This window comes from Clostridium sp. (genome assembly GCF_029267215.1).
GTDB lineage: Bacteria > Bacillota > Clostridia > Clostridiales > Clostridiaceae > Sarcina.
Genome location: NZ_JARIDH010000044.1, coordinates 79,653 through 104,515 on the forward strand (window position 1 = coordinate 79,653; position 24,863 = coordinate 104,515).

Here is a 24,863-nt window from a genome sequence, read left to right on the forward strand (position 1 = left end):
AATGTGTAAAGCTAGAGAGTTATCTCTAGCTTTTCTTTTGTTATAATTTAATAAAATTTAAATTAATTTAACAAAAAACTAAAAGAATGAAAATAAAGAATTATCAGAATTTTTAACAAATAGTACATATTGATATGAATTATTAAGCAGATAAGAGAATAGAGGAGTATTTGTAGCATTAAATTAAAGTTTTAGCATATTAGGCTATTAATTTATAGAAATAAAAGAAATAAAGATTAAATAGTCTATTTGATTAATTATTACAAATAAGTTACAATAAGAAAAGATATTTTGCTTGATAAAGTGTAAAATCCCTTCTGACATACAGAAAAAGCGTAAAACTTTCGCATGGAAGCGTATAACTTTTACTTGCCAGAAGGAGGAGATATTATGGTAAATATTAAAAAGTTATTTTCAAAGGAAAATAGAAATAAAAGTATAGCAGCTTGTTTAATGGGATTAGTTGTTGTAACTGGAGTAACAGTATTTTCAATGAGAAAAACTCTAAATATAGTAGTTAATGGAGAAAAAAAAGAGATTGTCACATACAAGGGGACAGTACAAGGGGCTTTACACGATAATGGAATAAAAGTAGCACCTAAAGATAAAGTAAAACCTTCATTAGGAAGTAAGATATCAAAAAATGAAACAATCACTATAAATACTGCAGTAAACTTAAGTGTTGAATCACAAGGTAAGGAATTAAAGGTTGTTAGTGCGGAAGATAATGTTTGTGATATGTTAAAAGCTGAGGGAATAGCTTTTGATGATAATGATAAGATTTTGCCAGGAAAATATGAAAAGCTAAAACCTGGGATGAATGTTAAAGTGGTAAAAGTTGATGTTAAAAAGATAAAAGAAGTTAAGCCAATAGAGTTCACTACAGAGGTTAAAAAAGATAATTCAAAACCACAATCATATACTAAGGTTTTAAAAGATGGACAAGATGGAGAAAAAGAAGTAACTCGTGAGCTTGTTTATGAAAATGGAAAAGAAGTAAGTAATAGTGTGGTACAAGAGTTAGTTGTTAAGGAGCCTGTAAATAAAGAAGTTGTCAAAGGTACTAATAAAACTCAGACATTAAGCAGAGGAGGAGAGAGCATTAATTTCAAAAAGAAATTAAGTGTTAAATCCACTGCTTATACTCATGAAAGTGGATCTAAAGAGGAGTATACAGCATCAGGAGTGCATGTTCTTAGAAATCCAAGAGGATATAGTACAATAGCTGTTGATCCTAATGTAATTCCATTAGGATCAAAAGTTTATGTAGAAGGGTATGGATATGCTATTGCTGCAGACACAGGTGGTGCTATTAAAGGAAATAAAATAGATCTTTACTTTAATACAGAGGCTGAAGTATCTAATTGGGGAGTTAGAAATCTAGACATTTATATATTAAATTAACTACGATAAAAAACAGATCTTAAGATCTGTTTTTTTATTATATATCAAGGTATAATGAGTAAAATATAGAACTTAAAAAGAAGTTATAATTTATTAATTTTTTATTTTATTTTTAATTTAAAATTCAAAATTATATTTATAATTAATATTTTTATATAGTAAAAATATTAAGATGATAATTTGAATGGTGAATATGAATAAAGTGTTAATTAAAGGCTTATTTAATTGTATTTTATTAGAAGTTACAGGGATTAAATATTTATTTATATATTATTTAGTATTTGAAAGTTTGATTTTTCAAGGGTATACTTATAGAAAAATAAATGTTTAAGGAAGTGGTCTTTTATGAAAGAGTTATTGGAAAAAATAGTTGATAATAATAGAAAGTACATAAAAGATGGAGAAGTTGCGACTTATATACCTGCATTAGGAAAAGTCGATCCTAATCTTTTAGGGATTTCATTAGCTGATATAAGGTGTGATGGATATCATGAATACTCTGTTGGAGATTATGACAAAAGATTTGCAATTGAGAGTACATCTAAGGTGATTTCTTTAGCACTTGCCATATTAGACAATGGTTTAGAGTATGTATTTAATAAAGTTGGAACTGAACCTACTCATTTTGCTTTTAATTCAATTTTAAATATGCAAATAAGAGATAGTAAAAAACCAACAAATCCGTTTATAAATGCTGGTGCTATTGTAGTAACTTCATTAATAAAAGGAAAAAATAGTGAGGAAAAAATTGAGAGAATCTTAAACTTTATGAAAATGATCACAAATGATGATAATATATGTGTAAATAAAGAAATTTATTTATCTGAAAAAAGAACAGGAAATACAAACAGATCCTTAGCATATTATATGGAAAGTCATAATATGTTAGAAGGAGACGTTGAAGATATATTAGATGCATATTTTATGCAATGCTCAATAGAAGTAAATACACTAGATTTAGCAAGAATAGGTGCAGTTTTAGCAAATAAAGGAATAATGCCTTGGAATGGAGAAAGAGCTATTCCTATGGAAGTTTGTACAATAATCAAAAGCTTAATGACTACTTGTGGCTTATATGATGAATCAGGAGAGTTTGCAGTTCATATAGGAATACCAGCTAAAAGTGGTGTAGGTGGAGGAATATTAGGAAGTGTACCTAATAAAATGGGCATAGGAATATTTGGTCCAGCTATTGATAAACAGGGTAATAGTACAGCAGGGGTTAAAATCCTTCAAGAATTATCAAAAGAGTTAGTTCTTGATATATTTGAATAATAAATTATAGATTGTTATAAACTGGTTAAGATATATAAAATGTAAGATTTGTATTGCTTAACCAGTTTTTATTATTTACTTTAAATAATAAAAATAAATTTTGAAAACACAGATAATTGTTATAAAATGAAGAATTTTAATTAATAGAGTAACTGAAAGCATTTCTTAAAAATATTTATATAGTAAAGAGATATTTTTAAGGAGGTAATTATATGAAAATAGCAGTAAGAGGAGGACATAATTTTAAGGCAAGAGGAGCATCAGGTATAATAGATGAAACTAAAGAAGATAGAAAGGTTTATAAAGCGTTAATAAAATATTTAAGACTAGCTGGACATGTTGTTATTGATGTTACTCCAGGAGATTGTAATGCTAATACTGATTTATATTTAGGCGTTAAAAAAGCAGAAGAGAATGATGTTGATTTATTTGTTTCAATACATTTTGATAATGCTTATAGTAGTTATAATGGGGCTTTAGGTACTGGAACTTGGGTTATGTCTAAAGGGGGAGAAGCAGAAAAATACGCAAGAAATATTGTTAATAGAGTTTCAAGTGGAACTGGACTTAAAAATAGAGGTGTAAAGTATAATTCAAGACTTTATGAACTTAGAAAAACTTCTATGCCAGCAGTTATTGTTGAAGTCTGTTTTTGTGAAGCTACAGAAGATGTTAGAATATATAGAGAAAAAGGTTCAGATTTTATAGGGAAGTTGATTGCTGAAGGGATTTCAAATAAGTCTATAGAAGGGGATGAACCTTCAATACCAGATTTTGTTGAACCTCAAATTCCAGATGTTGAAATTCCAGAAAATAACAATAAGAAAAGTGAATTTTTAAAATTAACCAATGCTAAAGCCTTAGTTAATCTAGATCCAAGAAGTAATCCTAGCAATAATTATAATGATTTAGGTGAAATATATAAAGGAGAAAGAATAAGAATTATTCCTGAAGTTTGCGATAAAAAAGATTATTTGCCAGTAGCTTATTGGAAAGATGGTAGTAATTCAGAATCTTCAAAGGTTTGGATTAATTCAAGGCAAAGTTATTTAAAAATAGATACTAATGCAACCTCTTTTAATATAGTTACAGAGCTCGATGCAAGATATATGCCTTCACAAAGCTCAAATAGAATGGGGTATGTAAATAATAATGAAAGATTATATGTTCATAAGATTGAAAATGGATATGCATTAGCAACTTATTTTGCTGGAAAGGGATATAAGACAGCTTGGTTTACAGCAAAATATATTAAAATGGATTAAATAACATGGAAAGATTCAGGCGATTTTTCTTGAATCTTTCTTTCTACATTATAAAACAATAGGTTTGTATTTTATAATAAAATATGATTTTTTATTATAAAATATGATAAAATTACAAAAGTACAATATATTAACTGGGGGAGATTATTAGCATGATAAATATTGCTTTATGTGAAGATAATTTCTTGCAAAGAGAAAATTTAAAAGAAAACTTAGAAAAAATTTTAAAAAATATGGGGATTGAACACAAAATATATTCATTTGAAACTGGAGAAGCTTTAATAGACAATTATCCTAAAAAACTTGATATATTGTTTTTGGATATTCAAATGGGTGAGTTAAGTGGAATGGAAACCGCTAAAAGGATTAGAATTTATGATAATAAAGTTGAAATAATATTTTTGACAGCTTTATGGGAGTATGTACAAAAGGGATATGAAGTTAGGGCTTTTAGGTATTTAATTAAACCCTTACACTTTAAAGAGTTAAAAGAGCAAGTGGATGCTTGTATAGAAAGTGTAATGGAAAAAAGAGGTTCATTTATAACAATAAAAGATAAAAGAAATATATTAAAAATTAAAACGGATGATATAGTATTTCTTGAAACTTTTAATAGAAAAGTTATAATACATACTTATTCAGAAGATTATGAGGTAAAAGCAAGTATGAGTAAGCTAGAAAAAGAGCTTGAAAGTTTAGGCTTTTTTAGATGTCATACAAGCTATATAGTAAATGTATCTAAGATTGAAGAACTTAAGAAAGATTCATTAATTATAAATTCAATGGTACTTCCTGTAAGTAAGTATAGAATGAAGAATTTAAAGATAAAGCTTACAAGTGTTTTAGGTGATTTAATATGTTAGAAAATATTATGTTTTGGGATATGATAGAGACGTTAGCTATTCTAGTTGAATGGATTAGCTTTTTAGTTGTTATTGATAATTTTAGTAGTAGAAAACACGATAAGAAGTACATATGCTTTTCTTTTATAGTAGTTTTAATATTAACATTATTATTAAAAGTTTTAGACGTATATCCAAATAGAAGAATAATAATTTGTTTTTTTATTGGATTAGTTTTTTATAAAGTTAATTTTAATGTAAATAACATAAAATCTATAATAATATCACTTTTATTTTGGTTATTTATGATAAGTGCTGAAGCCTTAGCCATAAGTTTAATTGTTAAGTTTAATGGGATAAGCAATATGAGTGAAATATTAAATCCTACTTTCTATAGAGTAGAAACCATATTATTATCAAAGATTATACTGATTTCTTTAATTATTGTATTAAAGTGTTTAAATTTACATATAGAGATTGGAAAAGGAGAATTTTTTTGTATTTTAATGCCCATAATAACTAATATAATAGTTATTCTTGTAATATTTGGATATATATTTAGTGAAAGTAAAAATGAAGCTTATAGTAGAGCATCTATTTTTCTCTTATCAATATTATTACTTATGTCAAATCTATCTATAATGTTTATAGTAGGAAAAATAATAAAGAATAATAAATTAAAACTAGAAAATGAATTTATAAAAAATAAATTAGAGATGGAATGTAAGTATTATTCAAATTTGAGTGAGAATGAAGAAAGAGTAAAGAGACTTTATCATGATATGAAAAATCATATTATATGTCTTAATGGAAAAGAAAATGACTATCAGTGGAAAAGGGCGTATATAGACCATATAAATTCAGAATTAAATAAATTTTCTCTTATGTTTAAAACTGGAAATGAGGCTTTAGATATTATACTAAATAACAAAAATGAAACTTGTAAAAATAATAACATAGAATTAAAAGTAGTTATAGATTTTTCAAAAATAGATTTTATAGAGTATTTTGATATATGCACAATATTTTCAAATGCTTTAGATAATGCTATTGAGGCTTGCAATAAGGTTTATGAAGGAAAAAAATACATATCTTTAAAAGGAACATATGTAAATAGCTTTTACATAATAAAAATAGAAAACTCAAAGGTTAATAAGCTTAGAAAGGTGAATTTTGATTTTTTAACAGATAAAAAGGATAGATTTCTCCATGGCATAGGACTTAAGAACATAAGAAATGCAGTAGAAAAATATAGTGGAGAAATGATTGTTGAGTCAAAAGAAAATAAATTTACTTTGAAAATATTAATACCAATAAAATCAAAGAAGCCAAGAAACGATTAAGTTTCAAAGCTTCTTTTATTATTTATATATTTGGTGACTATGATAATTATAGTACATTTTTAAAAATTTTAGAAGAGTGATTTTTAGTGACATCTTCTTATAAATCACATATTATTATATAATATTAAGTAAATACTAAAGGAATAATTATATATTCTTTTAATAAATAAAAATATATGGAGGAAATTAATTTGAAAAAATTTTTAGCTATAATAAGTACAATTACTATGCTTAGCTTTGTGGGATGTTCATCTCAGGGAGTAAAAAATAATGTTAATGCTTCGATTAAGAAGGAATTAAAAGTAACATACTTAAATGTTGGACAAGGAGATAGTGAACTTGTTGAAGTTAATGGGAAAACAATGTTAATAGATGCTGGACCAAATTCAAATGCTAATGAACTTGTTAAAGATTTAAAAGAAAGAGGGATTAAAACTATAGATATTGCTATAGCAACTCATCCTCATGAAGATCATATTGGAGGAATGGATGAGGTTTTAGAAAATTTTGATGTTAAATCTTTTTATGCACCTAAGGTAGCCCATACTACAAAAACATATGAAAATATGCTAAAGGCAATTAAAAATGAGGGTATAAAGCTTAAGCAAATAAAAGAAGGAACAAAATTAGATTTAGGAAAAGGTGTTGATATAGAGGTTTATACACCAGTTAAATCAAGTTATGATGATTTAAATAATTATTCTCCAATAATGAAGATTTCTTATGGAAAAACTGCATTTATGTTTACAGGGGATGCTGAAAAAGAAGCAGAGCAGGAAGCTTTGAAAGAACATAAGAATTTAAAGGCAAATGTTTTAAAACTTGGACATCATGGTTCTAATTCATCAACTAGTGAGCCTTTTTTAAAAGCTGTAGACCCAAGTATTGCAATAGTTTCTTGTGCTAAAAATAATAAATATGGTCATCCACATAAGGAAACAATGACTAAGCTTAAAAATTCCAAAGTGAAAGTTTATGAAACTTTTAAAGATGGTGATATAACAATAACATCAAATGGGAAAAGTTTAGGAGTTACTTTACATAGTGAAAATACTAATTAAATTTATTACAAAGCAGAATGTTGATTTTTGATGGTATATAGTATATAATTGCCTAGAAAATAGCATATAGACAGTTCGGAAGCCTCCTGTCTTTAAATAAAACTACGGTGTTTTAAGTGAATTATAGTTTTTAATATAATATTAGTTAGCATACTTTAAACCGTAGATTTTTTCTGCGGTTTTATTTTTTTAGAATTAAAATGATATTTATATTTTGAAATATCATTTATTAGTAGTGAATTTTTTGTTCTTAAAACAGCATAGTTAATAGGAAACTTACGAATTTGTGGTGATTTAGGAGGAATTATGAAGGATAAAAATATTAAAAGAATAGTTGTATCAGCACTTATAGCAGCTTTGTATGCAGTTTTAACATTAGCTTTGGCACCTATAAGTTATGGTGGAGTTCAGTTTAGAGTAGCAGAGATAATGGTTTTATTAGCATTTTTTAACTCAGATTATATAGTTGGTTTAACATTAGGATGTTTTATTTCAAATATACTTGGGCCAAATGGAGTAGTTGATGTGGTTTTAGGTACTTTTGCTACATTTATAAGTGTATGGGCTATATATTTAACTGGAAAATATATTAAAGGCAAAAAATCTATGTGGATTGCATCAGTATGGCCAACAATTTTTAATGGCTTAATAATTGGTTGGATGCTTAACTATGTTTATGGATTACCACTTTTTTTATCAATGGCAGAGGTAGCTATAGGAGAATTTGTAGTTATAACAATTATAGGAGTGCCAGTAGTTAAGTTTATAGAAAGTAAATATCCTAATAAATTAAGGGCTTTAATGAAATAAGTTAGTCAATAAATTTATATAAAAAGATTAAAATTTAAAATTTTTCTAAAAGAGTAAAAGTATAGTATATATTTTTACTCTTTTATTTTTTTAAAGACAAAATAAGATAAAATTGTTATAATAACAAAAGAGTTTTATTTGTGAGGTGATTTAAATGAGTGGTGTAGCAGGAGAAGGATGCGAGATTTTAGTACCATTTAATGAGAGAAGACCTTTAGCTGAGATAGAAAGAAGTTTAGTTAAGACATATAGAAAACAAGTTTGGTCAAAATTTATAAAAGCTATAAAGGATTATAAATTAGTAGAAGAGGGAGATAAAATAGCAATAGCTATTTCTGGAGGAAAAGATTCGCTTATTATGGCTAAGCTTTTCCAAGAGTTAAAAAAACATGGTCAAATTAATTTTGAGCTTGTTTTTTTAGCTATGGATCCAGGATATCATCCTCAAATAAGAGAGTTACTTGAGGATAATTGTAAGTACTTAGATATACCAGTACATATTTATGATTCTGGAATATTCCAAGTTGTAGACAAAATAGCTAAGGATTATCCATGTTATATGTGTGCAAGAATGAGAAGAGGATCTTTATATGGAAAGGCAAAGGAACTTGGATGCAACAAGCTAGCATTAGGACATCATTTTAATGATGTAATTGAAACAACTATGCTAAATGTTTTATATGCAGGTAATTTTAAGACAATGCTTCCAAAGCTTAAGGCCTCTAATTTTGATGGTATGGAGCTTATAAGACCTTTATACTACATAGAAGAAAAGTATATAAAAAGATGGATTCAAAGAGCTGGGATATGGCCTTTAAATTGTGCTTGTATGGTAGCTGCTAAGAAAATTGGAAATAAGCGTTTTGAAATTAAAGATATGATAGAAGAATTTAAAGAGAAGTTTGATGGCGTTGATAAATCAATATTTAGAGCAGCGCAAAATGTAAGTGTTGATTCTATTTTAGGATGGGATATTGATGAGAAACATTATTCATATTTAGATTTTTATGATGAAGAGTCCTTACTTAAATCAACTGCTGATTTAAAACAACAAGGTTTAGTTAATGAGGCTGTTAATTATGAAAGACAAAATATTGCAAGAAATCTTATAGGACTTTTAGATGATGAGATTATAGCTGAAAAAACAGGATTATCATTAAAAGAAATAAAAAGTATGAAGTTGAATGATTAATTTTGGCGTGAATAAAAATAAAAAGTAGGGTGTAATAGAAATTTTCTTCTATTACACCCTACTTTTATTTTATGAAAGAAAGAAATTTGCTAAGTTTGAATTGGGATTTTCCTTTAGAATTTCTTTAGCTAATTTAGCGCAAAGTTCATATGTAAGTAGTGGTTTTTCCAAGGTGCCAAATAATAATAACCATTCCATATATTTTGAGGAATTATGAAGTTCAAAGGCTTTTTTACCATGATAAAATGATATTTCCTCATGGTTTAAGGGAGTCATTACTATAAATAAATAATATGATATTAAGTAATTACAATAGGCTTTTTCTTTAACCATAGAATCAGAAAATGAAATAAGTCTGTTATAGAGATAAAAATAAAAATTATTTTGTGTGTAAAAATCTTCTGTTTTAAATGTAATTAAATGCTCTTCTGTTAAATTAAAAATATTACAGTTATCTAAGTCAAGAGATAAAATATCTTTAAGTGTTTCCATAAAATATACACTCCTTATTATTTTTTAATAATTTTAGAGTACTACATAAAAAATATTGTGTAAACAATGATAATTTTATGGGGATAATATTTAAGTTACATTTTACAAAATATGATATAATATGAGCAAAGAAACATATTTTCAGCAAGGTGAAGGTGATAAAAGTATGGGAAAAACTAAGTTAAGTTATGGAGCAAAGGATATATTATATAAATTAATGGGGCAACTTTATAAAGGAAGACCTTTAGAAGTTTTTGGGGTTAATGATATTCCAAAGATATTAGATAGATTGCCAAGAAATTTCTTTGAAGGAGAAGTTTCAAAGGGTGGGCCAAATGATATATTTATTTTAGAAGATGGATCAATTTTATTATTTGGGTTTGAAAATGATAAAAATATAGATGAAAATATGTTTATTTATTTAGAGGTGGCTGTGAAGGTTATAAAAAGATATTATAAACATAGAGGGACTTTTCCTAAGGTTAGAATGGCTATAATATATAATCAAAAAGTTAAGGAAGCTAGAAATACATTGAGTTTTGGAGATATACTTATTTGTTCAGAAAGTATATTTATGTCAGAATTAAATGTAGAGAAAGTTTTAAGCGAACTAAAAGTTAAGGTTTTAGAGGACAACCTTACTCAAGCAGATAAAATTAAATTTATGATGCTTCCATTAATGAAAAATGAAAATGAACATTTAAATATAATAAGAGAAAGTGTTCAACTTGCTAAATCAATAAAGACAGAAAGAGATGAGGCTATTGTTTTAAATGGAATAATTGAATCAAGCGATAAATTTATTGATGAAAAGCAAGCTAAAGAGTTTAAGGAGTTGTTAGAGATGACTAAAATTGATAGATTATATACTGAAGAGAAAGAGTTAGCTGTTAAACATGCTAAAAAAGAAGAACAGTTAAGAATTGCAAAAAATCTTGTAGGAATATTATCAGTAGAATTAATAGCTGAGAAAACAGGAATAACTGTTGAAGAAATATATGAACTTCAAAACGCACAAGGATAGTTTTTGTATTTAAGTATAATACTAAATTTAAGAGAATAAATTTATTTAGGTGGTTCTATTAAAACTTTAAATAAAAGATAGCTAAGCATATTTTATTTAGAATTTTTAATAGAACTAATTTGTTATTTGGAGGGAAAGATTTATGAGTAAATTTGACAATAATATGTTTAAAACTTGGCAGCATATGCTTAATATTAATGGTGAAAGTATAGATTGTGAAAAAGATAAAGAAACCTTAATTAGAGAAGATGAAAGAATTATTATAGCAAAAAAGCTTAGAGAGTTAAATGTTGATAAAGAAATTATATTTAAAGCTACGGGGGTAAAATTTTAGAGCGAATTATTCTAAAATAAGAAATATATGTTATAATAATTTACTATAAAATAATAAAAGAAAAGAGGAGCAAAAGATGGAAGTTTCAATATATCTTAAGGGAAGAAGAGATCCCGTAGTTTATAGCGGGGATAGAATAGATGTATTAGATTTTGAAATGAATGAAATCAAATACAAGCAAATAAGATACTTTAGAAAAGGTTTTTCAAAATCAGAACTTATCCAAGCTGATTTAATAAAAAGAATTCAAGAAAAGAAATAAGGTTATAAATAGTAGCATCTTTAAATAAATTTTTAGAAAAAATAGGTTAGTATAATATTGGGTGACCTAAATCAAATTTCATAGAAAAAGATCATTTAGTAAGTAAAAATTTTAATAATGTTAAAAATGATTATATTGGACATTACAATGAATTTTAAAAACATTTATATATTTTAGTATATGGCAGATATATAGTTTGATTATTTGGGAGTAAGGGGAATTTACCTTCTCCCTATTTAGTTTTTGTTGTATTAATATTTGTTATTATTCCTATAATAATAAATATTAATACAAAGGAGAGGATTGCTTGAGTAAAAATTTAGATTTGATAAAGGATAAAGAAAGTACATTATTAAGAAAGTATATGATACCTTCTGTGACAGGTATGCTTGGGCTTTCAGTTTGTATATTGTTTGATACTATGTTCATAGGTCATAAATTAGGAGATTTAGGTTTAGCTGCTTTAAATATAGCACTTCCAACATATAATATATATAATGCAATAGGATTAGCAATAGGTGTAGGTGGTGCTACCACTTTATCCATTGCTCTGGGGCAGAAGAAAAATCATAAGGTTAATAGGATATTTACTTCTGCGGTGTTTGCAGCAATTATATTTTGTTTAATAATAAATATACTGGAATTTTTCTTTTTAGATAAAATAGTATATATGCTAGGGGCATCAGAGGCAACATTTAAATTAGCTAGAGATTATTTAAAGGTTATATTAACTTTTAACTCAGCCTTTATATTTGCATCCTCATTTATAGTTTTTGTTAGAAATGACAAAGAACCAAAACTCGCTATGTATGCTGTAATAGCTTCTAACACAACAAATATAATTTTAGATTATGTATTTATATATATTTTAAATATGGGTATGTTTGGAGCGGCCTTAGCAACTTCTATTGGACAATTCATGGCATTAGGGGTATTATCAATACACTTTATAAAAAAGAATAATTCAATGCACTTAGAATTAAGCGGAATAAATCTAGGTCATATTGGAAGAGTTCTTAGAAATGGAGTGCCAAGCTTTTTAACAGAAATTTCTGCTGGGTTTGTAATATTTATATTTAATATTGTAATATATAAATTTGAGGGAGATTTAGGGGTATCAGCTTATGGAATAATAACAAATATAGTTCTTATTTTTGTTGCTATATTTAATGGGGTTTCACAGGGAGTGCAGCCTTTAATAAGTGTAAACTATGGCGCTGGAAAAGAGGAAAGAGTAATTGAGTTTTTAAGTTTAACAAGAAAAATAGCTTTTATTTTAGGGGTTATATTTTTATCTTTAGGATTATTATTCCCAGATGAGATGATTTTTATATTTACAAATGATAGAGGAAGGTTATTAGAAATAACTAAAAGGGGAATTTATCTATACTTTATTGCATTTTTATTTAACGGTCTTAATATGGTTAATGTTGCATACCTACAAGCTGTTGAGAAATCAAAGGAATCTTCATTATTATCTAGTTTAAGAGGATTAATATTCATAATAGTATTTATTATGATACTTCCAAGATTCTTAGGGGTAGAGGGAGTGTGGTTAACAATTCCTAGTGCTGAATTTATAACTCTTTTGTTATTTATATTCTTTGAATTTATAATGAAAAAGAAATCTGTTTAGAATCAATAAAAACCGTTGATTTGTTTCAACGGTTTTTATTGTAAATGCAAAGAATTAATATAATGTAGTAAATTTTATAATGAGTTATAAACAAAAGGTTAAGTTATGATAAATGAGGTATTAGTTTACAATAAACCTAATAATATAATATGAAATTTTGTGTATTTCTGATAATAAATTAAATAAAAAATTGTAGAACTTAAATAAGTTGTATATAATAATAGTAAAGTTTTATTTATAAGGAGAAAATTTTATAATGAATATCAAAAATTATGATAAAATGGATCCATACATGCTTCTTAGTATAGCTAACTTAAAATTAAGAGATTATTACAGTGATTTAGATAATATGTGTGATGATTTAGATATAAAAAAAGAAGTAATAGAAGATAGATTAAAGGCATGTGGATATATATATAATAGTGAAAACAATCAGTTTGTTGCTGAATAATATAATTTATGTTTTTTTATAATAGGGAGGATTAATTAAATGAACTTAAGAAAAGAACCATACTTATTGGTATTTGGAGCTTCAGTAGTTGATATATTTGGATTTAGTAGAGCTACGTACAGACCATACAACTCAACACCAGGACATGTAAAAATATCTTTTGGAGGAGTTTGTAGAAATATAGCTGAGAATATGGCTAGAGTTGGAGTAAATACAAACTTTATGTCAATTCTAGGAGATGATGAAAATGGAAGAAGTATAATAGAACATTCTAAAAAAATAGGATATTATATGGATGATTCTATGGTTATAGAAGGTGGTTCAACACCAACATACTTAGCTATACTAGATGAGAATGGAGAAATGGTTTCTGCTATTGCTGATATGAAAAGCATAGGAGCTATGAATAAAGATTTTATAGATTCTAAGAGAGAAATATTTGAAAATGCAGAATATACAGTTTTAGATTCAGATAATCCAGAAATAATGGAGTACTTACTAACAAACTTTAAAGATAAGACAAACTTTATCTTAGATCCAGTTTCAGCTGAGAAAGCAAGTTGGATAAAACACTTAATAAAGGATTTTCACACTATAAAGCCAAATAGACATGAAGCTGAAATATTAGCAGGATTCCCTATAACAGACAAAGAGGATTTAATAAAAGCAAGTAAATATTTCTTAGGTTTAGGTATCAAAAAAGTATTCATAAGTTTAGATGCTGATGGAATATTCTATAACGATGGAGAAAAGTGTGGAAAGATAAAAGCAACTGAGGTTGAGGTTAAAAATGTTACTGGAGCTGGGGATTCATTTGTAGCTGGATTAGGACACGGATATATGAATAATTTATCAATAGAAGATACAGTTAAATTTGCAATAACAATGTCTAATATAACAATATCTCATGAAGAAACTATACATCCAGATATGGCATTAGAAACAGTTTTAGCTAAATTAGAGAATACAACTTGGGAAGAAGAAAAATACGATTTAAGTGAATAATTTAACTGAATAATATTTATATTAAATTGATTTTAGGTAGAGAGTTACATAGGTAAAATATATTTAATATGATGAGGTGAGATTATGGGTAAAAAAATAAAAAAAGGTAAACTTGCTTTATTAGCTTTAGCAGGAAGTGCATTTGTTGCATCTTTACTTTATGATAAAAAGCAACAAAAGAAAAATGAATTAGATTCTTTAGAAGTAAACTTTGAAGAAGTAAGTCAAGAAAATTAAAAAATCTTTAATAAAAAAACACCAGATTTTATTCTGGTGTTTTTTTATTAAATTATTTAACTAATGAATTAGCTTTCTCTATAGCTTCATTGAAACTATCTGCAAATTGATTTTCACCAAGTTTGTTTATAAAGCCCATAAGTCTCATAACTTTTTTAGGTTGTTTTTGAACTTCGGATATTATTAATGTAATATTATGAGTTTTACAGCTTAATGCTATGTTTTTAATTTGTTTAAACCCAGTAACATCTAAAGTTTTAGTATGTCTCATTCTTAAAATAAGAACAGAAGCATCTCTATTAACTTCTTTCATGGTATTCATAAATGAATCTACAGCACCGAAGAATAGGTGTCCTCTTATATCGTAAACAAGAACATTTTCTCCAACTTTTACGTTATTCATATCACCATCTATTCTATCAGAACAGTCAGCCTCATTTAATTCATTAACTTCTATTGAAGTAGCAACTCTTCTCATAAATAGGCACATTGAAACTAACATACCTACACCGATTGCTATTACTAAATCAAAAAATACTGTTAAGAAGAAAGTAGTTAATAATATTGCAATATCACTTTTGGGAGCTTTAAGTATGGCTTTGAAACTTCTCCACTCACTCATATTGTATGAAACTATCATTAATATGGCAGCAAGAGTGGTTAATGGAATAAATTTTGCAAGTGGCATAAATATAACCATTATAAGTAATAATGTTATTGAGTGGATCATACCAGCTATTGGTGTTCTACCACCATTTTTTACGTTAGCGGCAGTTCTTGCAATGGCACCTGTTGCTGGAATTCCGCCAAATAATGAGGAACCTATGTTTGCAAAACCTTGAGCTATAAGTTCAGCATTTGAGTTGTGTTTATCTCCTATCATACCATCTGAAACAACTGCAGAAAGTAATGACTCTATTCCACCTAAAAGTGCAATTGTAAATGCAGGGCCTATTAAGGCCTTAAATGTACCAATATTTAAAGCTGGAATATGAGGCATAGGAAGTTCAGAACTTATTTTACCAAACTGACTTCCTATTGTTGCAACTGGTAGTTTGAAGAAAAATACAATCAAAGTAGTTATAATTAAAGCTATTAATGAACCAGGAATTTTTTTACTAACTTTTGGCCAGAAAATAAGTATCGCTAAAGCTAAAATACCAATTCCTAATGTATAGTAGTTAGTAGTATTCATATGAGCAATATAAGCTTCCCATTTGGGTAAAAATTTTGAAGGAACCTTAGTCATAGTAAGTCCTAAAAAATCTTTAACTTGTGTAGAGAAAAGAGTTACAGCTATACCAGATGTAAATCCTACAGTTATTGGGTAAGGTATATATTTTATCAGACTACCAAATTTTAAAATACCAAATAAAATAAGGATAATACCTGCCATAAATGTGGCTATTATTAATCCGTCTATACCGTGATCTTGGATGATACCAAATACTATAACAACGAAAGCACCAGTAGGTCCACCAATTTGAACTCTACTTCCGCCTAATAATGAAATTATAAATCCAGCTATAATTGCAGTTATAAGACCTTTCTCTGGGGATACACCAGATGAGATACCTAAGGCAATTGATAGTGGTAAGGCAATAATAGCAACTATTATACCTGAAACGAAATCTTTTAAAAATTGTTCTTTTGTTAATCCATTCTCTTTATCACCTAGTAAAGAGAGTAACTTTGGTTTGTACATTTAAATATATTCACTCCTTATAAAAACAGTCGATTTATATTATAGTACTGAAATTTATGTTTTACAATTTAGCAAAACGATTTGAAACGTTATCAATAACACAAAGGTGTTTATTAACAAAAAGTTTACAAAATATTTGTTGAAAGTAACATATGTTACAGAATTTTTGAAAAATATAAAATATAATTAAAATATAAAATTTAAGAGGTGAATAAAATGAGTTTATTTTTAGGGAAAATACATTTTTGGTTATTTGACAAGATAAGATGGTTTGAAAATATAGAATTGGAGGTCTTAGAATTAGCTAAGGAACATAATATGCCAGTAGATAAATGGGTTAATTATACAAGTGAAAATTTTGGAGAGATAACTCCAAACAAACCTTTAGATAATCTTATAGATGAAGGAAATATTCACGGTTGGCTAGAAAGTAGAATACAATCTGCAGAGAGAAGGGGAGCATATTACATAACTGAAATGATAAAAATAGAACCTTCAATAAAAGAAGAAATTGGTAAAATATATTCTGAAAATGGAGTTCTTAATGCTAATGAATGCAAGGTACAAAAAGAAGAGTGGAATGCACAGGATATATATACAAATATAAATAACTATATTTTAGATGGAATGCCTTGTGATAGGATAAATGAAATAATAGTAAATTCAGAAGAAAAAGTTTCTTGGAGAATGAGAGAAGACTTACATAAAAGATTTTGGGATGAAGTTTTAGGTGATGTAGAGGTATTTCATTATTTAAGAAGCTTATGGATAAAAGCTTTTGTAAATGAATTAAATTCAAGATTTAAATTTGTTCAATTAAAAAATAGAGAATTTTCAATAGAAGAATAGGATCTTTAGAAACTAAAGTAATATTTTATTATTATTTTGGCTTTTAAATTTTTTAGCTACTAAGCTTTTAATAAATTAGATTTATGCTATATATTTATAAAGGCAAAATAAATTCAAATTTCGTAAGATTATGACATTTTCTAATTTAAATACATATTATAGAGTATAGAATATTTTTAACATAGGAGGATAATATGTATTTGGCTAAAGGTGCAATTGTGAGTGTGGACTTAGGTGAATGGCATATTATAGGGGAGAGTACAGTAGATAATTTAGAAAAAGAACTTAAAGAGAGTATAATGTATTTTCTAAAAAAATACATTACAAAAGAAAATTTAGGTTTTATTGATTGTACCCCTTATGATGAGGTTTTTTTTTCAAAGGGGGAAGAATTGAAAAATAGAGTTAAAAGAATTAATTTAAGTGAATCTTCCTTGCACATAACATTAAAAATAAAATTTGAAGAAGAAAATTCTATTTATTGCTTAGTTAATGAGTATGATTATAAAGGATTAAAATTTGCAGAAAAAATCTGTGAAGCTTTTGAAAAATATAGTTATAGGAATAAAGGGGTAAAGAGGGCAGAAGTATATAATTTGCTATATACAAACAATCCGTCAATTATAGTGGAGTTTGCTTTGAAAAAAGAAGAAATAGACAATATAGAAAAAGCTTCATTTATTTCTAGGATAATTGTAGATGCAATAAAAAGTTTAGGAACTAAATAACAAGGGCTGAGAATTAACTCAGCCTTTATTTTTTAGTCTATATATTTCTTTTGTGTTTTCATCAATTATTTTAAATGAGTATCCTAAATTCTTAAAGTAATCTATTATTGATGGAAGTGCTTTAGCTGAATTTTTATTTGCATTTCCACAGTGCATAAGAAGAACAATATTAGGATCTTTACTAATAGATTTTCTTAAAATTGAGTCTGGAGAAAGTTTTGGATTTAAGCCATCTGTACTATCAACTGTCCAATCATATATTTTAAATTTATTTTGATGAAGTAATTCAACCATAGATTTTGTTAATGTGTATGTACTATTATTTGATCCGAAAGGAAATCTAAGTAAAAAGACCTTTTTATCTATTATATTTTCTATTGCTTTTTGAGTTTTTAAATTTTCTTCAAGAAAAGAGTTGTTATTTTTATAAATAAGATTTCTTTCATGAGTGAATGTGTGAAGACCTAAAGCATGACCTTCATCATTTAATCTTTTAACTAATTCTGGATTCTTTTCTACTAAGTTACCTATTAAAAAAAATGTGGCTTTAACTTCTTTTTCTTTTAAAATATTTAAAATATCACTTGTTACTGGTTCTTCAGGACCATCATCAAAGGTTAAATAAATAGTTTTTTCATTAGAATCTAAAGCACGAGTACTATTTTTGTTTTGTGTTATCATAGCAAAAGGAGTATTAATAGGCAAAATAAATAGAAAAATTAAAAAAGTGGAAAAAAATAATTTTAAAATTTTCATTGAATCACATCCTCTAATTGATTAGTTTAAATTAATTTGCTTTTATTAGTATTTTCAAAAAAATATTAAATATAATAGTTTTTATATAAATTTTATTAAATAATTATTCTTTTTTATTTATTTAACTTTATGTTATAATAAATAAAATAAAAAAATATGAAACATAAAGAGAGTGATAAGGTATGGAGAAGTATTTAAAGATAGCATTAGGAATCATAATACTAATTGTTGTAATTCAAGTTGGATTATTAATCTTACCTTGGGTTTTAGGTGGAATATTAGTATTATGGCTTGTAGGTTGGATATACTTTAAGTTCATAAGAAAATACGTTGTTAAGTATATGGAAAAGAAAGGTGAAAGTGAAGAATATACATATACTTTCACTAAGGAAGAAAAGAAAACAGAGGCACAGTATGAAGATGATGGCCCTGTTATAGATGTTGATTTTGAAGAAGTAAAAGATGATAAATAAGGATTGATCATATGAATTTTAGAAAATTAAAGATATTTTTTGAAACTGCAAAATGTTTAAATATGACAAAGGTTGCAAAATCTATGTACATAAGTCAACCATCAATAAGTCAAGCTGTGGCAGAGCTTGAAAATGACTTAAATGTAAAACTTTTTGATAGAATAGGAAAGAAGTTATATTTAACTCATGAAGGAGAAATATATTTTGAATATAGTAGAAGAATATTAAACCTATATGAAGAGGCTAATAACACAATAAAGAATAGTGTAAGTGGACAAAAAGGAAAAATAGTAATAGGGGCAAGTACTACAATAGGAATATACATACTTCCAGAAATAATTAAGGAATTTAATGAGTTATATAAAAATATAGAGATATCCTTAATAATAGAAAATACTCAAATAATAGAAAAACTAATTATGGAAAACAAGGTGGATATAGCCTTAGTAGAAGGCTATGTTACATCTACTGAGTTAGAAGTTCAAAGTGTTGGGAAAGATGAACTTGTATTTATTGCAAATCCTAAAAATACAATCTTCTTAAAGGATGAGATTACTTTAGATGATTTAGAAAAAGAAAAGTTTATAATGAGAGAGCTTGGAAGTGGAACTAGAGAAATAGTAGAGAATTACCTTAAAAATAATGGGTGTAATTACAATATACATATGGAACTTGGAAATACTGAGGCTATTGTAAGAATTGTTGAGTCAGGACTTGGAATAGCCTGTGTATCATTTAAAGCAATTGGAGATAGAATAAATAATGGATCTATTAAAGATATAAAAATTCAAAATGTTAAAGTAAGTAGAGATCTTTATCTTATTTATCATAAGGATAAGTTTATATCTAAGAATATGGAAATATTCATAGAAGAAATAAAAAAAGTTAAAATATAAAAAAGAGTATCAAAATTAAATTTTTAATTTTGATACTCTTTTTCTTATAATAAGTAAAAGAAAATTGATATAAAATGACATAAACTACCTAATAATATTAGTATATGAAATATTTCATGAAATCCTAGATGTTTAAATTTAAGGAATTTAGGCTTAAGTGCATATATAACACCACCTAAAGTATATATAACACCACCAATAGCAAGCCAAACTAAGGCTTTAGTTGGAATATTTTTAAAAAATGGAATAGCACCTAGAGAAATCCAACCCATTCCAATATACATTAGTGTTGAAAGTATTCTAGGACAATTAAACCAAATCATTTTAAACAAAACACCTAATATGGTTAAGACTATTATTAATGTTGTTATAAATACTTTAGGCTTTCCATAAAGTCCAATTAAACAATAAGGCATATAACTTCCGCATATAAGTATGAATATCATAGAGTGGTCTAGCCTTCTTAAAAATGAAATTGTCTCTTTTTTTACATTTACAAGATGATAAACAGTAGATGCTGTATAAAGAAGTACAAGTGAACATCCAAATAATATTACAGAGATAAGAGGAAGTCCTATACCATATATATAAGTTGCTTTTATTGTTAATACTTCTAAGGCTATAAGAGACATTATAGCACCAAATAAATGAGTAAATCCGTTTATAGGTTCTCTAAAAAATGAGTTTTTCATAATTTACCTCCTAACAAAATAACATGTAGTTTTAAAAACTATGTGATAGTATGTTATAATTATCTTATAATTTAAAAGTAAATTCAAGCTTTAAATTTTAGTGTTTTTTTAGAATTTTAATAGAATAGTGCTAGATATCTTGAATTTATTATAAAATACTAATAATATAGTATATGGATATAACAATTAGTAGTTTTAAAAACTATATTAAGTTAACAAGGAGTGAAACTATGAATTTGAGTTGTTTAATAGATGAATTAAAGTTAGATAAAACAATAAAACTTAATGATATACCTGAATTAGATTTATATATGGACCAGGTTATTCAACTTTTCGAAAATGAATTTGCAGAAACTAAAAGGTTTGAAGATGATAAGATACTTACTAAAACCATGATTAATAACTATGCTAAGGGTAAATTATTAATGGATATAAAGAATAAGAAGTATAGTAAAGAACACATTATTCTTATGTCTTTAATATATAATATGAAAGGTATACTTGCTTTAAATGATATAAAATTAGCATTAGGTGATATTGTAGAGAGATATAATAAAGAAGAAGTTTCAAAAGAAGAAATAAGGAATTTGTATAATCTTTATCTTTTAGGACATGAAAAAAATATTAGTGATATAAAAGAAAGTTTAAATATACATATAGATAATTTAGGTGATGGATTTAAAGACTTAGAAAAAAATGAAAAAAAGATGTTACTAGCTTCAATATTAGTAGATAAGGCAAATATGTACAAGAGAATTGCTGAAAAAATATTAGATGAAGAGTAGTGGGAAAATGTAACAATTTGTAATATGTAGTCATAATATATACTATCATATGATAAAAAAGTAGGAGGTAAGTTATGGACTACAAAGATTATAGATGTAACTGTCAATGTGGAGATATGGATGAATTAGATGAATTATTTGAAGGTTTAGGATGTGATGGTGGATATGACTGTGGCTGCCATGAAGATCCAAGAAAATATTGTAGAAGACCACAACCAAAACCAATGCCAAAGAAAGGTATAATAGAAGTACAAAGTCTTTTAGGATGTTCTGATGGGGAACCAATAAGTGGAGTTCCTATTGAATTATATAAAATAGATTGTAATACTGGATTTGAACTTGTTGATTGTAAATATACAGATCGTTGTGGAAAAGCTGTATTTAAGTGCTTAGATGATGGACTATATGCAGTTAAACAACCTGTAGACCCTTGCTATTTTGAAGCTCCAGAATATTATCCATGTTATGAAGTTTGCATTTCTCCAAGAAATAAGTTTGGAAGAGTTTGTATTATAAATAATTTAAAGAAAAGAGAAAATTGTAATAGACCTCCAATTCGTTGTAGATGCAAAACTGAAGGTTGTAGATAATTAAATATATTTCTTTAATAATGCTCACAGTATATAACTCTGTGGGCTTTAAAATATTTAATGAAAATTATATAATATAAAACAGATTATAATCAAAGAAAGGGTTTTATTAAGATGAAAATAAGAATAAAATATTTTGAAGGAGCTACTAAGCTTAAAAAAATAGTAAAAGGTAATTGGATTGATGTTTATTCAAATAAAGAAATTTTTGTGGAGGAAGGGGAAAGGGCTATGGTCCCATTAGGCTTTGCACTAGAGTTACCTAGTGGATGGGAAGGGCATTTAGCACCAAGAAGTTCAACTTTTAAAACTTGGGGAATTATACAAACAAATTCTGTTGGAGTTGTTGATGATACATATATAGGAGATAATGATCAGTGGCATATGCCTGTTTATTGTTTACAAGGAAAAGATTCTTTAGAAGAATGTGGAGTAGTTAAAAAAGGTACTTTAATAAAAAAGGGAGATAAGATAGGACAATTTAGAATAATGGAAGTTATGCCAGAAATCGAATTTGAAGAGGTTCACTCTTTTGGAAATGAAGATCGTGGGGGATTTGGAAGTACTGGAACTAATTAATAGTGATTTTAAATTTAAGTGTTTTTTTAAATTAAATTGTTTAAAAGATAGAAAAATGTGGCTGTATCAAAAATATAATAATAAAACTTACAAATATATTCCTATTATTTGTAAGTTTTATAAAAAGTTATTTTGATACATGCCCTTTTTATTTAATGTCTTTTTATAAAAGAATGATAAATTAATCTTCTAGGGATTCTGAAAGTTCTTCCCAAGTTTTATAAAGATTTTCAATTTCTTCTTGAACAGTTTTTATTTCATTATTTACTCTTATGCTTTCTTCTGCATTAGAATAAACTTCTTCTTTACAAAGCATTCCTTGAAGATTTTCAAGTTCTTCTTCCTTTTGAGGAATTAATTTTTCAACATCTCTTAACTGAGCTCTTAATGCCCTTAGTGATTTATCAGCATTCTTTTTCTTTTTCTTTTCTTCTTTAATTTGAGTTTTAGTTTTACCTTGGTTAATTTCTTCATCTAAATCTTCATATCTATTAGGATTAGCTTTTTTGTCAACAAAATAGTTATAGTTTCCAAGATATGTTTTAAGACCATCTTCTTGAAGTTCTACAATTTTACTTATAACCTTATTTAAAAAGTATCTATCATGAGAGATTACTATTAAAGTTCCATCATAACTTAATATAGCATCTTCTAAAGCCTCTCTAGACATAATATCTAAGTGGTTTGTAGGTTCGTCTAAAAGAAGTAGGTTAGCTTTTGAAAGCATAAGCTTTAAAAGGTTTATTTTGCATTTTTCTCCACCACTTAATAAGGAAATTTCCTTAAAGACATCATCACCAGTAAATAAAAATGATGCTAAGTAGTTTCTTACTTCAGTAGTGGTAAGGTGAGGAAAATCATCCCAAACCTCATCTATGATTGTTTTTGTGATATCTAAATTAGATTGCTCTTGATCGTAGTATCCTGTAAATACATTTTTACCAAGAGACACTGAACCAGAATCAGCTTTAACCATATCCATTATTATTTTGAATAGAGTAGTTTTTCCTCTTCCATTTTCTCCAATAAGAGCAATTTTTTCTCCACGCTTTAAATCAAGATTAACATTTTGGAAAAGCAAATTCTCATAGCTTTTTTTTAATTTTTCTATATGAAGAACATCATTACCACTTTTAACTGTTGTTTCAAAGTTTATTTTAGATGCAGCTTTTATTACTTCTGGTGCTTCTAATCTTTCTATTTTATCAAGAGATTTTTGTCTACTTTCAGCAGCTTTTATACTTTTTTCCCTATTAAAAGAACGGAATTTTTCTATGATTTCTTCTTGTCTTTTAATTTCAGCTTGTTGAAGATTATAAGCTTTAAGTCTAGCTTCAATATCTTTTTTTCTAAGTTCTAAAAACTTAGTATAGCTTGCATTATAACAATGTACTTTACCACCTATAAGTTCAAAGGTTTTATTAGTTACAGAGTCTAAGAAGAATCTATCGTGGGAAATAACAAAAACAGTTCCTTTATATGAATTTAGGTATTCCTCAAGCCAACTTATTGCCTCTAAATCTAGATGGTTAGTAGGCTCATCTAAAAGAAGTAAATCAGGTTTTCTAAGTAGAAGTTTACAAAGGGCAAGTCTTGTTTTTTGTCCTCCACTTATATTTATGATTTTAGTATTAAAATCTTCTTCTAAGAAGCCAAGTCCTTTAAGAACTCTTGAAATTTCTCCTCTAAATGTGTAACCACCTCTATTTTCATATAATTCTTGAGAAAGAGTATAGTCTTTTATAAGTTTGTTATGATAATCTTCATTTGAAGCATCATAAGGTTCATTAAGTTTTCCTTCTAAAGTTTTAATCTTATTCTCAAGTTCAGTTAAAGAGGAGAATACAGAAAGCATCTCATCATAAATAGTATTTTCACTATCTAGAGATAAATTCTGAGAGAGATAACCTAAAGTTTTATTTTTATCTAAGAATAATTCACCACTATCATAATCAAGTTGTTTAGTAAGAATTTTAAATAAAGTTGATTTACCTTCTCCATTTGGCCCTATTAAACCAACCTTATCTCCTTCATTTATATTAAATGTTACATCTCTTAAAATCTCATCAATACCAAAACTTTTACTAAGATGTCTACAGCTTAAAATAATCATTTTAAAACTCCTATCATTATATATTAGTATCAATCATTACAATTATACTAATAAAGGGGGAATT

Annotated in this window: 26 protein-coding genes and 1 pseudogene; 22 read left to right on the forward strand and 5 right to left on the reverse strand. The window is 26.7% G+C overall.

Going from position 1 to position 24,863, the window contains the following annotated elements:
* Window positions 1–390 precede the first annotated feature (390 nt).
* The 8 genes and pseudogenes from Q1K13_RS08395 to Q1K13_RS08430 all read left to right on the forward strand — a co-directional run.
* Window positions 391–1,404, forward strand: coding sequence for a resuscitation-promoting factor (locus Q1K13_RS08395; RefSeq protein WP_300349463.1), 1,014 nt, complete (start codon window positions 391–393; stop codon window positions 1,402–1,404).
* Window positions 1,405–1,749: 345 nt separating this feature from the next.
* The gene (gene glsA, locus Q1K13_RS08400; protein WP_300349466.1) at window positions 1,750–2,679 is read left to right on the forward strand and encodes a glutaminase A; all 930 of its coding nucleotides are present in this window, start codon (window positions 1,750–1,752) and stop codon (window positions 2,677–2,679) included.
* Between the two features lie 212 nt (window positions 2,680–2,891).
* The gene (locus Q1K13_RS08405; RefSeq protein ID WP_300349470.1) at window positions 2,892–3,944 is read left to right on the forward strand and encodes an N-acetylmuramoyl-L-alanine amidase; all 1,053 of its coding nucleotides are present in this window, start codon (window positions 2,892–2,894) and stop codon (window positions 3,942–3,944) included.
* Window positions 3,945–4,096: 152 nt separating this feature from the next.
* A complete protein-coding gene (locus Q1K13_RS08410) occupies window positions 4,097–4,807 on the forward strand; it encodes a LytR/AlgR family response regulator transcription factor (RefSeq protein WP_300349472.1) in 711 nt (236 codons plus the stop codon).
* A complete protein-coding gene (locus Q1K13_RS08415; protein WP_300349474.1) occupies window positions 4,801–6,129 on the forward strand; it encodes an ATP-binding protein in 1,329 nt (442 codons plus the stop codon). The genes Q1K13_RS08410 and Q1K13_RS08415 overlap by 7 nt, the downstream gene beginning before the upstream one ends.
* 227 nt (window positions 6,130–6,356) lie before the next feature.
* The gene (locus tag Q1K13_RS08420; RefSeq protein ID WP_498038041.1) at window positions 6,357–7,190 is read left to right on the forward strand and encodes a ComEC/Rec2 family competence protein; all 834 of its coding nucleotides are present in this window, start codon (window positions 6,357–6,359) and stop codon (window positions 7,188–7,190) included.
* 306 nt (window positions 7,191–7,496) lie between these two features.
* Complete coding sequence (locus Q1K13_RS08425) at window positions 7,497–8,000, forward strand: QueT transporter family protein (protein ID WP_300349480.1); 504 nt, start codon at window positions 7,497–7,499, stop codon at window positions 7,998–8,000.
* A 154-nt stretch (window positions 8,001–8,154) separates the two neighbouring features.
* Window positions 8,155–9,018 (forward strand): annotated as a pseudogene (locus Q1K13_RS08430) (tRNA 2-thiocytidine biosynthesis TtcA family protein); the annotation flags it as partial.
* Between the two features lie 243 nt (window positions 9,019–9,261).
* Here the strand turns inward: Q1K13_RS08430 and Q1K13_RS08435 are convergent.
* Entirely contained in the window at window positions 9,262–9,684 is a 423-nt protein-coding gene (locus Q1K13_RS08435) for a hypothetical protein (protein ID WP_300349485.1), read from the reverse strand.
* A gap of 166 nt (window positions 9,685–9,850) precedes the next feature.
* On the opposite strand from Q1K13_RS08435, the gene Q1K13_RS08440 reads away from it, so the two are divergent.
* The 7 genes from Q1K13_RS08440 (at window position 9,851) to Q1K13_RS08470 (ending at window position 14,633) form a co-directional block, all read left to right on the forward strand.
* Complete coding sequence (locus Q1K13_RS08440) at window positions 9,851–10,708, forward strand: hypothetical protein (protein ID WP_300349487.1); 858 nt, start codon at window positions 9,851–9,853, stop codon at window positions 10,706–10,708.
* A 142-nt stretch (window positions 10,709–10,850) separates the two neighbouring features.
* Window positions 10,851–11,042 (forward strand): hypothetical protein, encoded by a 192-nt coding sequence (locus tag Q1K13_RS08445; RefSeq protein ID WP_300349489.1) that lies wholly within the window; start codon window positions 10,851–10,853, stop codon window positions 11,040–11,042.
* Between the two features lie 76 nt (window positions 11,043–11,118).
* Window positions 11,119–11,304 (forward strand): hypothetical protein, encoded by a 186-nt coding sequence (locus Q1K13_RS08450; RefSeq protein WP_300349492.1) that lies wholly within the window; start codon window positions 11,119–11,121, stop codon window positions 11,302–11,304.
* Between the two features lie 307 nt (window positions 11,305–11,611).
* Window positions 11,612–12,940: an MATE family efflux transporter gene (locus tag Q1K13_RS08455; protein WP_300349495.1), complete on the forward strand. Its 1,329-nt coding sequence runs from the start codon at window positions 11,612–11,614 to the stop codon at window positions 12,938–12,940.
* A gap of 256 nt (window positions 12,941–13,196) precedes the next feature.
* Window positions 13,197–13,391: a DUF4250 domain-containing protein gene (locus Q1K13_RS08460; protein ID WP_300349498.1), complete on the forward strand. Its 195-nt coding sequence runs from the start codon at window positions 13,197–13,199 to the stop codon at window positions 13,389–13,391.
* Between the two features lie 39 nt (window positions 13,392–13,430).
* On the forward strand, window positions 13,431–14,396 hold the full coding sequence (locus tag Q1K13_RS08465; protein ID WP_300349501.1) for a carbohydrate kinase family protein: 966 nt from the start codon (window positions 13,431–13,433) through the stop codon (window positions 14,394–14,396).
* An 84-nt stretch (window positions 14,397–14,480) separates the two neighbouring features.
* Window positions 14,481–14,633: a hypothetical protein gene (locus Q1K13_RS08470; protein WP_300349504.1), complete on the forward strand. Its 153-nt coding sequence runs from the start codon at window positions 14,481–14,483 to the stop codon at window positions 14,631–14,633.
* Window positions 14,634–14,685: 52 nt separating this feature from the next.
* Here Q1K13_RS08470 and Q1K13_RS08475 read toward each other — a convergent pair whose 3' ends face one another.
* A complete protein-coding gene (locus tag Q1K13_RS08475; RefSeq protein WP_300349507.1) occupies window positions 14,686–16,338 on the reverse strand; it encodes a SulP family inorganic anion transporter in 1,653 nt (550 codons plus the stop codon).
* 216 nt (window positions 16,339–16,554) lie between these two features.
* Here Q1K13_RS08475 and Q1K13_RS08480 point away from each other — a divergent pair, with 216 nt between their 5' ends.
* Window positions 16,555–17,187 carry a hypothetical protein gene (locus Q1K13_RS08480; protein ID WP_300349510.1) on the forward strand — a complete coding sequence of 211 codons (633 nt, stop codon included), beginning with the start codon at window positions 16,555–16,557 and terminating at the stop codon, window positions 17,185–17,187.
* A 194-nt stretch (window positions 17,188–17,381) separates the two neighbouring features.
* Complete coding sequence (locus Q1K13_RS08485; RefSeq protein WP_300349513.1) at window positions 17,382–17,915, forward strand: N-acetylmuramoyl-L-alanine amidase CwlD; 534 nt, start codon at window positions 17,382–17,384, stop codon at window positions 17,913–17,915.
* An 18-nt stretch (window positions 17,916–17,933) separates the two neighbouring features.
* On the opposite strand, the gene Q1K13_RS08490 is transcribed toward Q1K13_RS08485, so the two are convergent.
* Window positions 17,934–18,671: a polysaccharide deacetylase family protein gene (locus Q1K13_RS08490; RefSeq protein ID WP_300349516.1), complete on the reverse strand. Its 738-nt coding sequence runs from the start codon at window positions 18,669–18,671 to the stop codon at window positions 17,934–17,936.
* A gap of 182 nt (window positions 18,672–18,853) precedes the next feature.
* Between Q1K13_RS08490 and Q1K13_RS08495 the strand changes: the two genes are divergently transcribed.
* Both Q1K13_RS08495 and Q1K13_RS08500 read left to right on the forward strand, forming a co-directional pair.
* Entirely contained in the window at window positions 18,854–19,144 is a 291-nt protein-coding gene (locus Q1K13_RS08495; protein ID WP_300349518.1) for a hypothetical protein, read from the forward strand.
* 11 nt (window positions 19,145–19,155) lie between these two features.
* Entirely contained in the window at window positions 19,156–20,040 is an 885-nt protein-coding gene (locus Q1K13_RS08500) for a LysR family transcriptional regulator (RefSeq protein WP_300349520.1), read from the forward strand.
* A gap of 44 nt (window positions 20,041–20,084) precedes the next feature.
* Here the strand turns inward: Q1K13_RS08500 and trhA are convergent, their stop codons facing one another.
* Window positions 20,085–20,732, reverse strand: a complete 648-nt coding sequence (gene trhA / locus Q1K13_RS08505; protein WP_300349523.1) for a PAQR family membrane homeostasis protein TrhA — start codon at window positions 20,730–20,732, stop codon at window positions 20,085–20,087.
* 230 nt (window positions 20,733–20,962) lie between these two features.
* Here trhA and Q1K13_RS08510 point away from each other — a divergent pair, with 230 nt between their 5' ends.
* The 3 genes from Q1K13_RS08510 (at window position 20,963) to Q1K13_RS08520 (ending at window position 22,686) form a co-directional block, all read left to right on the forward strand.
* Window positions 20,963–21,517 (forward strand): DUF1836 domain-containing protein, encoded by a 555-nt coding sequence (locus tag Q1K13_RS08510; RefSeq protein WP_300349525.1) that lies wholly within the window; start codon window positions 20,963–20,965, stop codon window positions 21,515–21,517.
* A gap of 74 nt (window positions 21,518–21,591) precedes the next feature.
* Window positions 21,592–22,107 carry a hypothetical protein gene (locus Q1K13_RS08515; RefSeq protein ID WP_300349528.1) on the forward strand — a complete coding sequence of 172 codons (516 nt, stop codon included), beginning with the start codon at window positions 21,592–21,594 and terminating at the stop codon, window positions 22,105–22,107.
* 114 nt (window positions 22,108–22,221) lie between these two features.
* Window positions 22,222–22,686: a dUTP diphosphatase gene (locus Q1K13_RS08520; RefSeq protein ID WP_300349531.1), complete on the forward strand. Its 465-nt coding sequence runs from the start codon at window positions 22,222–22,224 to the stop codon at window positions 22,684–22,686.
* 181 nt (window positions 22,687–22,867) lie between these two features.
* Here Q1K13_RS08520 and abc-f read toward each other — a convergent pair whose 3' ends face one another.
* A complete protein-coding gene (gene abc-f, locus Q1K13_RS08525) occupies window positions 22,868–24,799 on the reverse strand; it encodes a ribosomal protection-like ABC-F family protein (protein ID WP_300349533.1) in 1,932 nt (643 codons plus the stop codon).
* Between the last annotated feature and the right edge of the window lie 64 nt (window positions 24,800–24,863).

Excerpts from the sequence above, each read along its gene's own strand:
- Q1K13_RS08475 (WP_300349507.1), bottom strand. The coding sequence starts at position 16,338 with ATGTACAAACCAAAGTTACTCTCTTTACTAGGTGATAAAGAGAATGGA.
- Q1K13_RS08435 (WP_300349485.1), bottom strand. The coding sequence starts at position 9,684 with ATGGAAACACTTAAAGATATTTTATCTCTTGACTTAGATAACTGTAAT.
- Q1K13_RS08500 (WP_300349520.1), top strand. The coding sequence starts at position 19,156 with ATGAATTTTAGAAAATTAAAGATATTTTTTGAAACTGCAAAATGTTTA.
- Q1K13_RS08480 (WP_300349510.1), top strand. The coding sequence starts at position 16,555 with ATGAGTTTATTTTTAGGGAAAATACATTTTTGGTTATTTGACAAGATA.
- Q1K13_RS08515 (WP_300349528.1), top strand. The coding sequence starts at position 21,592 with ATGGACTACAAAGATTATAGATGTAACTGTCAATGTGGAGATATGGAT.
- Q1K13_RS08410 (WP_300349472.1), top strand. The coding sequence starts at position 4,097 with ATGATAAATATTGCTTTATGTGAAGATAATTTCTTGCAAAGAGAAAAT.
- abc-f (WP_300349533.1), bottom strand. The coding sequence starts at position 24,799 with ATGATTATTTTAAGCTGTAGACATCTTAGTAAAAGTTTTGGTATTGAT.
- Q1K13_RS08520 (WP_300349531.1), top strand. The coding sequence starts at position 22,222 with ATGAAAATAAGAATAAAATATTTTGAAGGAGCTACTAAGCTTAAAAAA.
- Q1K13_RS08465 (WP_300349501.1), top strand. The coding sequence starts at position 13,431 with ATGAACTTAAGAAAAGAACCATACTTATTGGTATTTGGAGCTTCAGTA.
- Q1K13_RS08425 (WP_300349480.1), top strand. The coding sequence starts at position 7,497 with ATGAAGGATAAAAATATTAAAAGAATAGTTGTATCAGCACTTATAGCA.
- Q1K13_RS08420 (WP_498038041.1), top strand. The coding sequence starts at position 6,357 with ATGCTTAGCTTTGTGGGATGTTCATCTCAGGGAGTAAAAAATAATGTT.
- Q1K13_RS08450 (WP_300349492.1), top strand. The coding sequence starts at position 11,119 with ATGGAAGTTTCAATATATCTTAAGGGAAGAAGAGATCCCGTAGTTTAT.
- Q1K13_RS08405 (WP_300349470.1), top strand. The coding sequence starts at position 2,892 with ATGAAAATAGCAGTAAGAGGAGGACATAATTTTAAGGCAAGAGGAGCA.
- Q1K13_RS08395 (WP_300349463.1), top strand. The coding sequence starts at position 391 with ATGGTAAATATTAAAAAGTTATTTTCAAAGGAAAATAGAAATAAAAGT.
- Q1K13_RS08495 (WP_300349518.1), top strand. The coding sequence starts at position 18,854 with ATGGAGAAGTATTTAAAGATAGCATTAGGAATCATAATACTAATTGTT.
- glsA (WP_300349466.1), top strand. The coding sequence starts at position 1,750 with ATGAAAGAGTTATTGGAAAAAATAGTTGATAATAATAGAAAGTACATA.
- Q1K13_RS08415 (WP_300349474.1), top strand. The coding sequence starts at position 4,801 with ATGTTAGAAAATATTATGTTTTGGGATATGATAGAGACGTTAGCTATT.
- Q1K13_RS08510 (WP_300349525.1), top strand. The coding sequence starts at position 20,963 with ATGAATTTGAGTTGTTTAATAGATGAATTAAAGTTAGATAAAACAATA.
- Q1K13_RS08490 (WP_300349516.1), bottom strand. The coding sequence starts at position 18,671 with ATGAAAATTTTAAAATTATTTTTTTCCACTTTTTTAATTTTTCTATTT.
- Q1K13_RS08485 (WP_300349513.1), top strand. The coding sequence starts at position 17,382 with ATGTATTTGGCTAAAGGTGCAATTGTGAGTGTGGACTTAGGTGAATGG.
- Q1K13_RS08445 (WP_300349489.1), top strand. The coding sequence starts at position 10,851 with ATGAGTAAATTTGACAATAATATGTTTAAAACTTGGCAGCATATGCTT.
- Q1K13_RS08470 (WP_300349504.1), top strand. The coding sequence starts at position 14,481 with ATGGGTAAAAAAATAAAAAAAGGTAAACTTGCTTTATTAGCTTTAGCA.
- Q1K13_RS08440 (WP_300349487.1), top strand. The coding sequence starts at position 9,851 with ATGGGAAAAACTAAGTTAAGTTATGGAGCAAAGGATATATTATATAAA.
- Q1K13_RS08460 (WP_300349498.1), top strand. The coding sequence starts at position 13,197 with ATGAATATCAAAAATTATGATAAAATGGATCCATACATGCTTCTTAGT.
- trhA (WP_300349523.1), bottom strand. The coding sequence starts at position 20,732 with ATGAAAAACTCATTTTTTAGAGAACCTATAAACGGATTTACTCATTTA.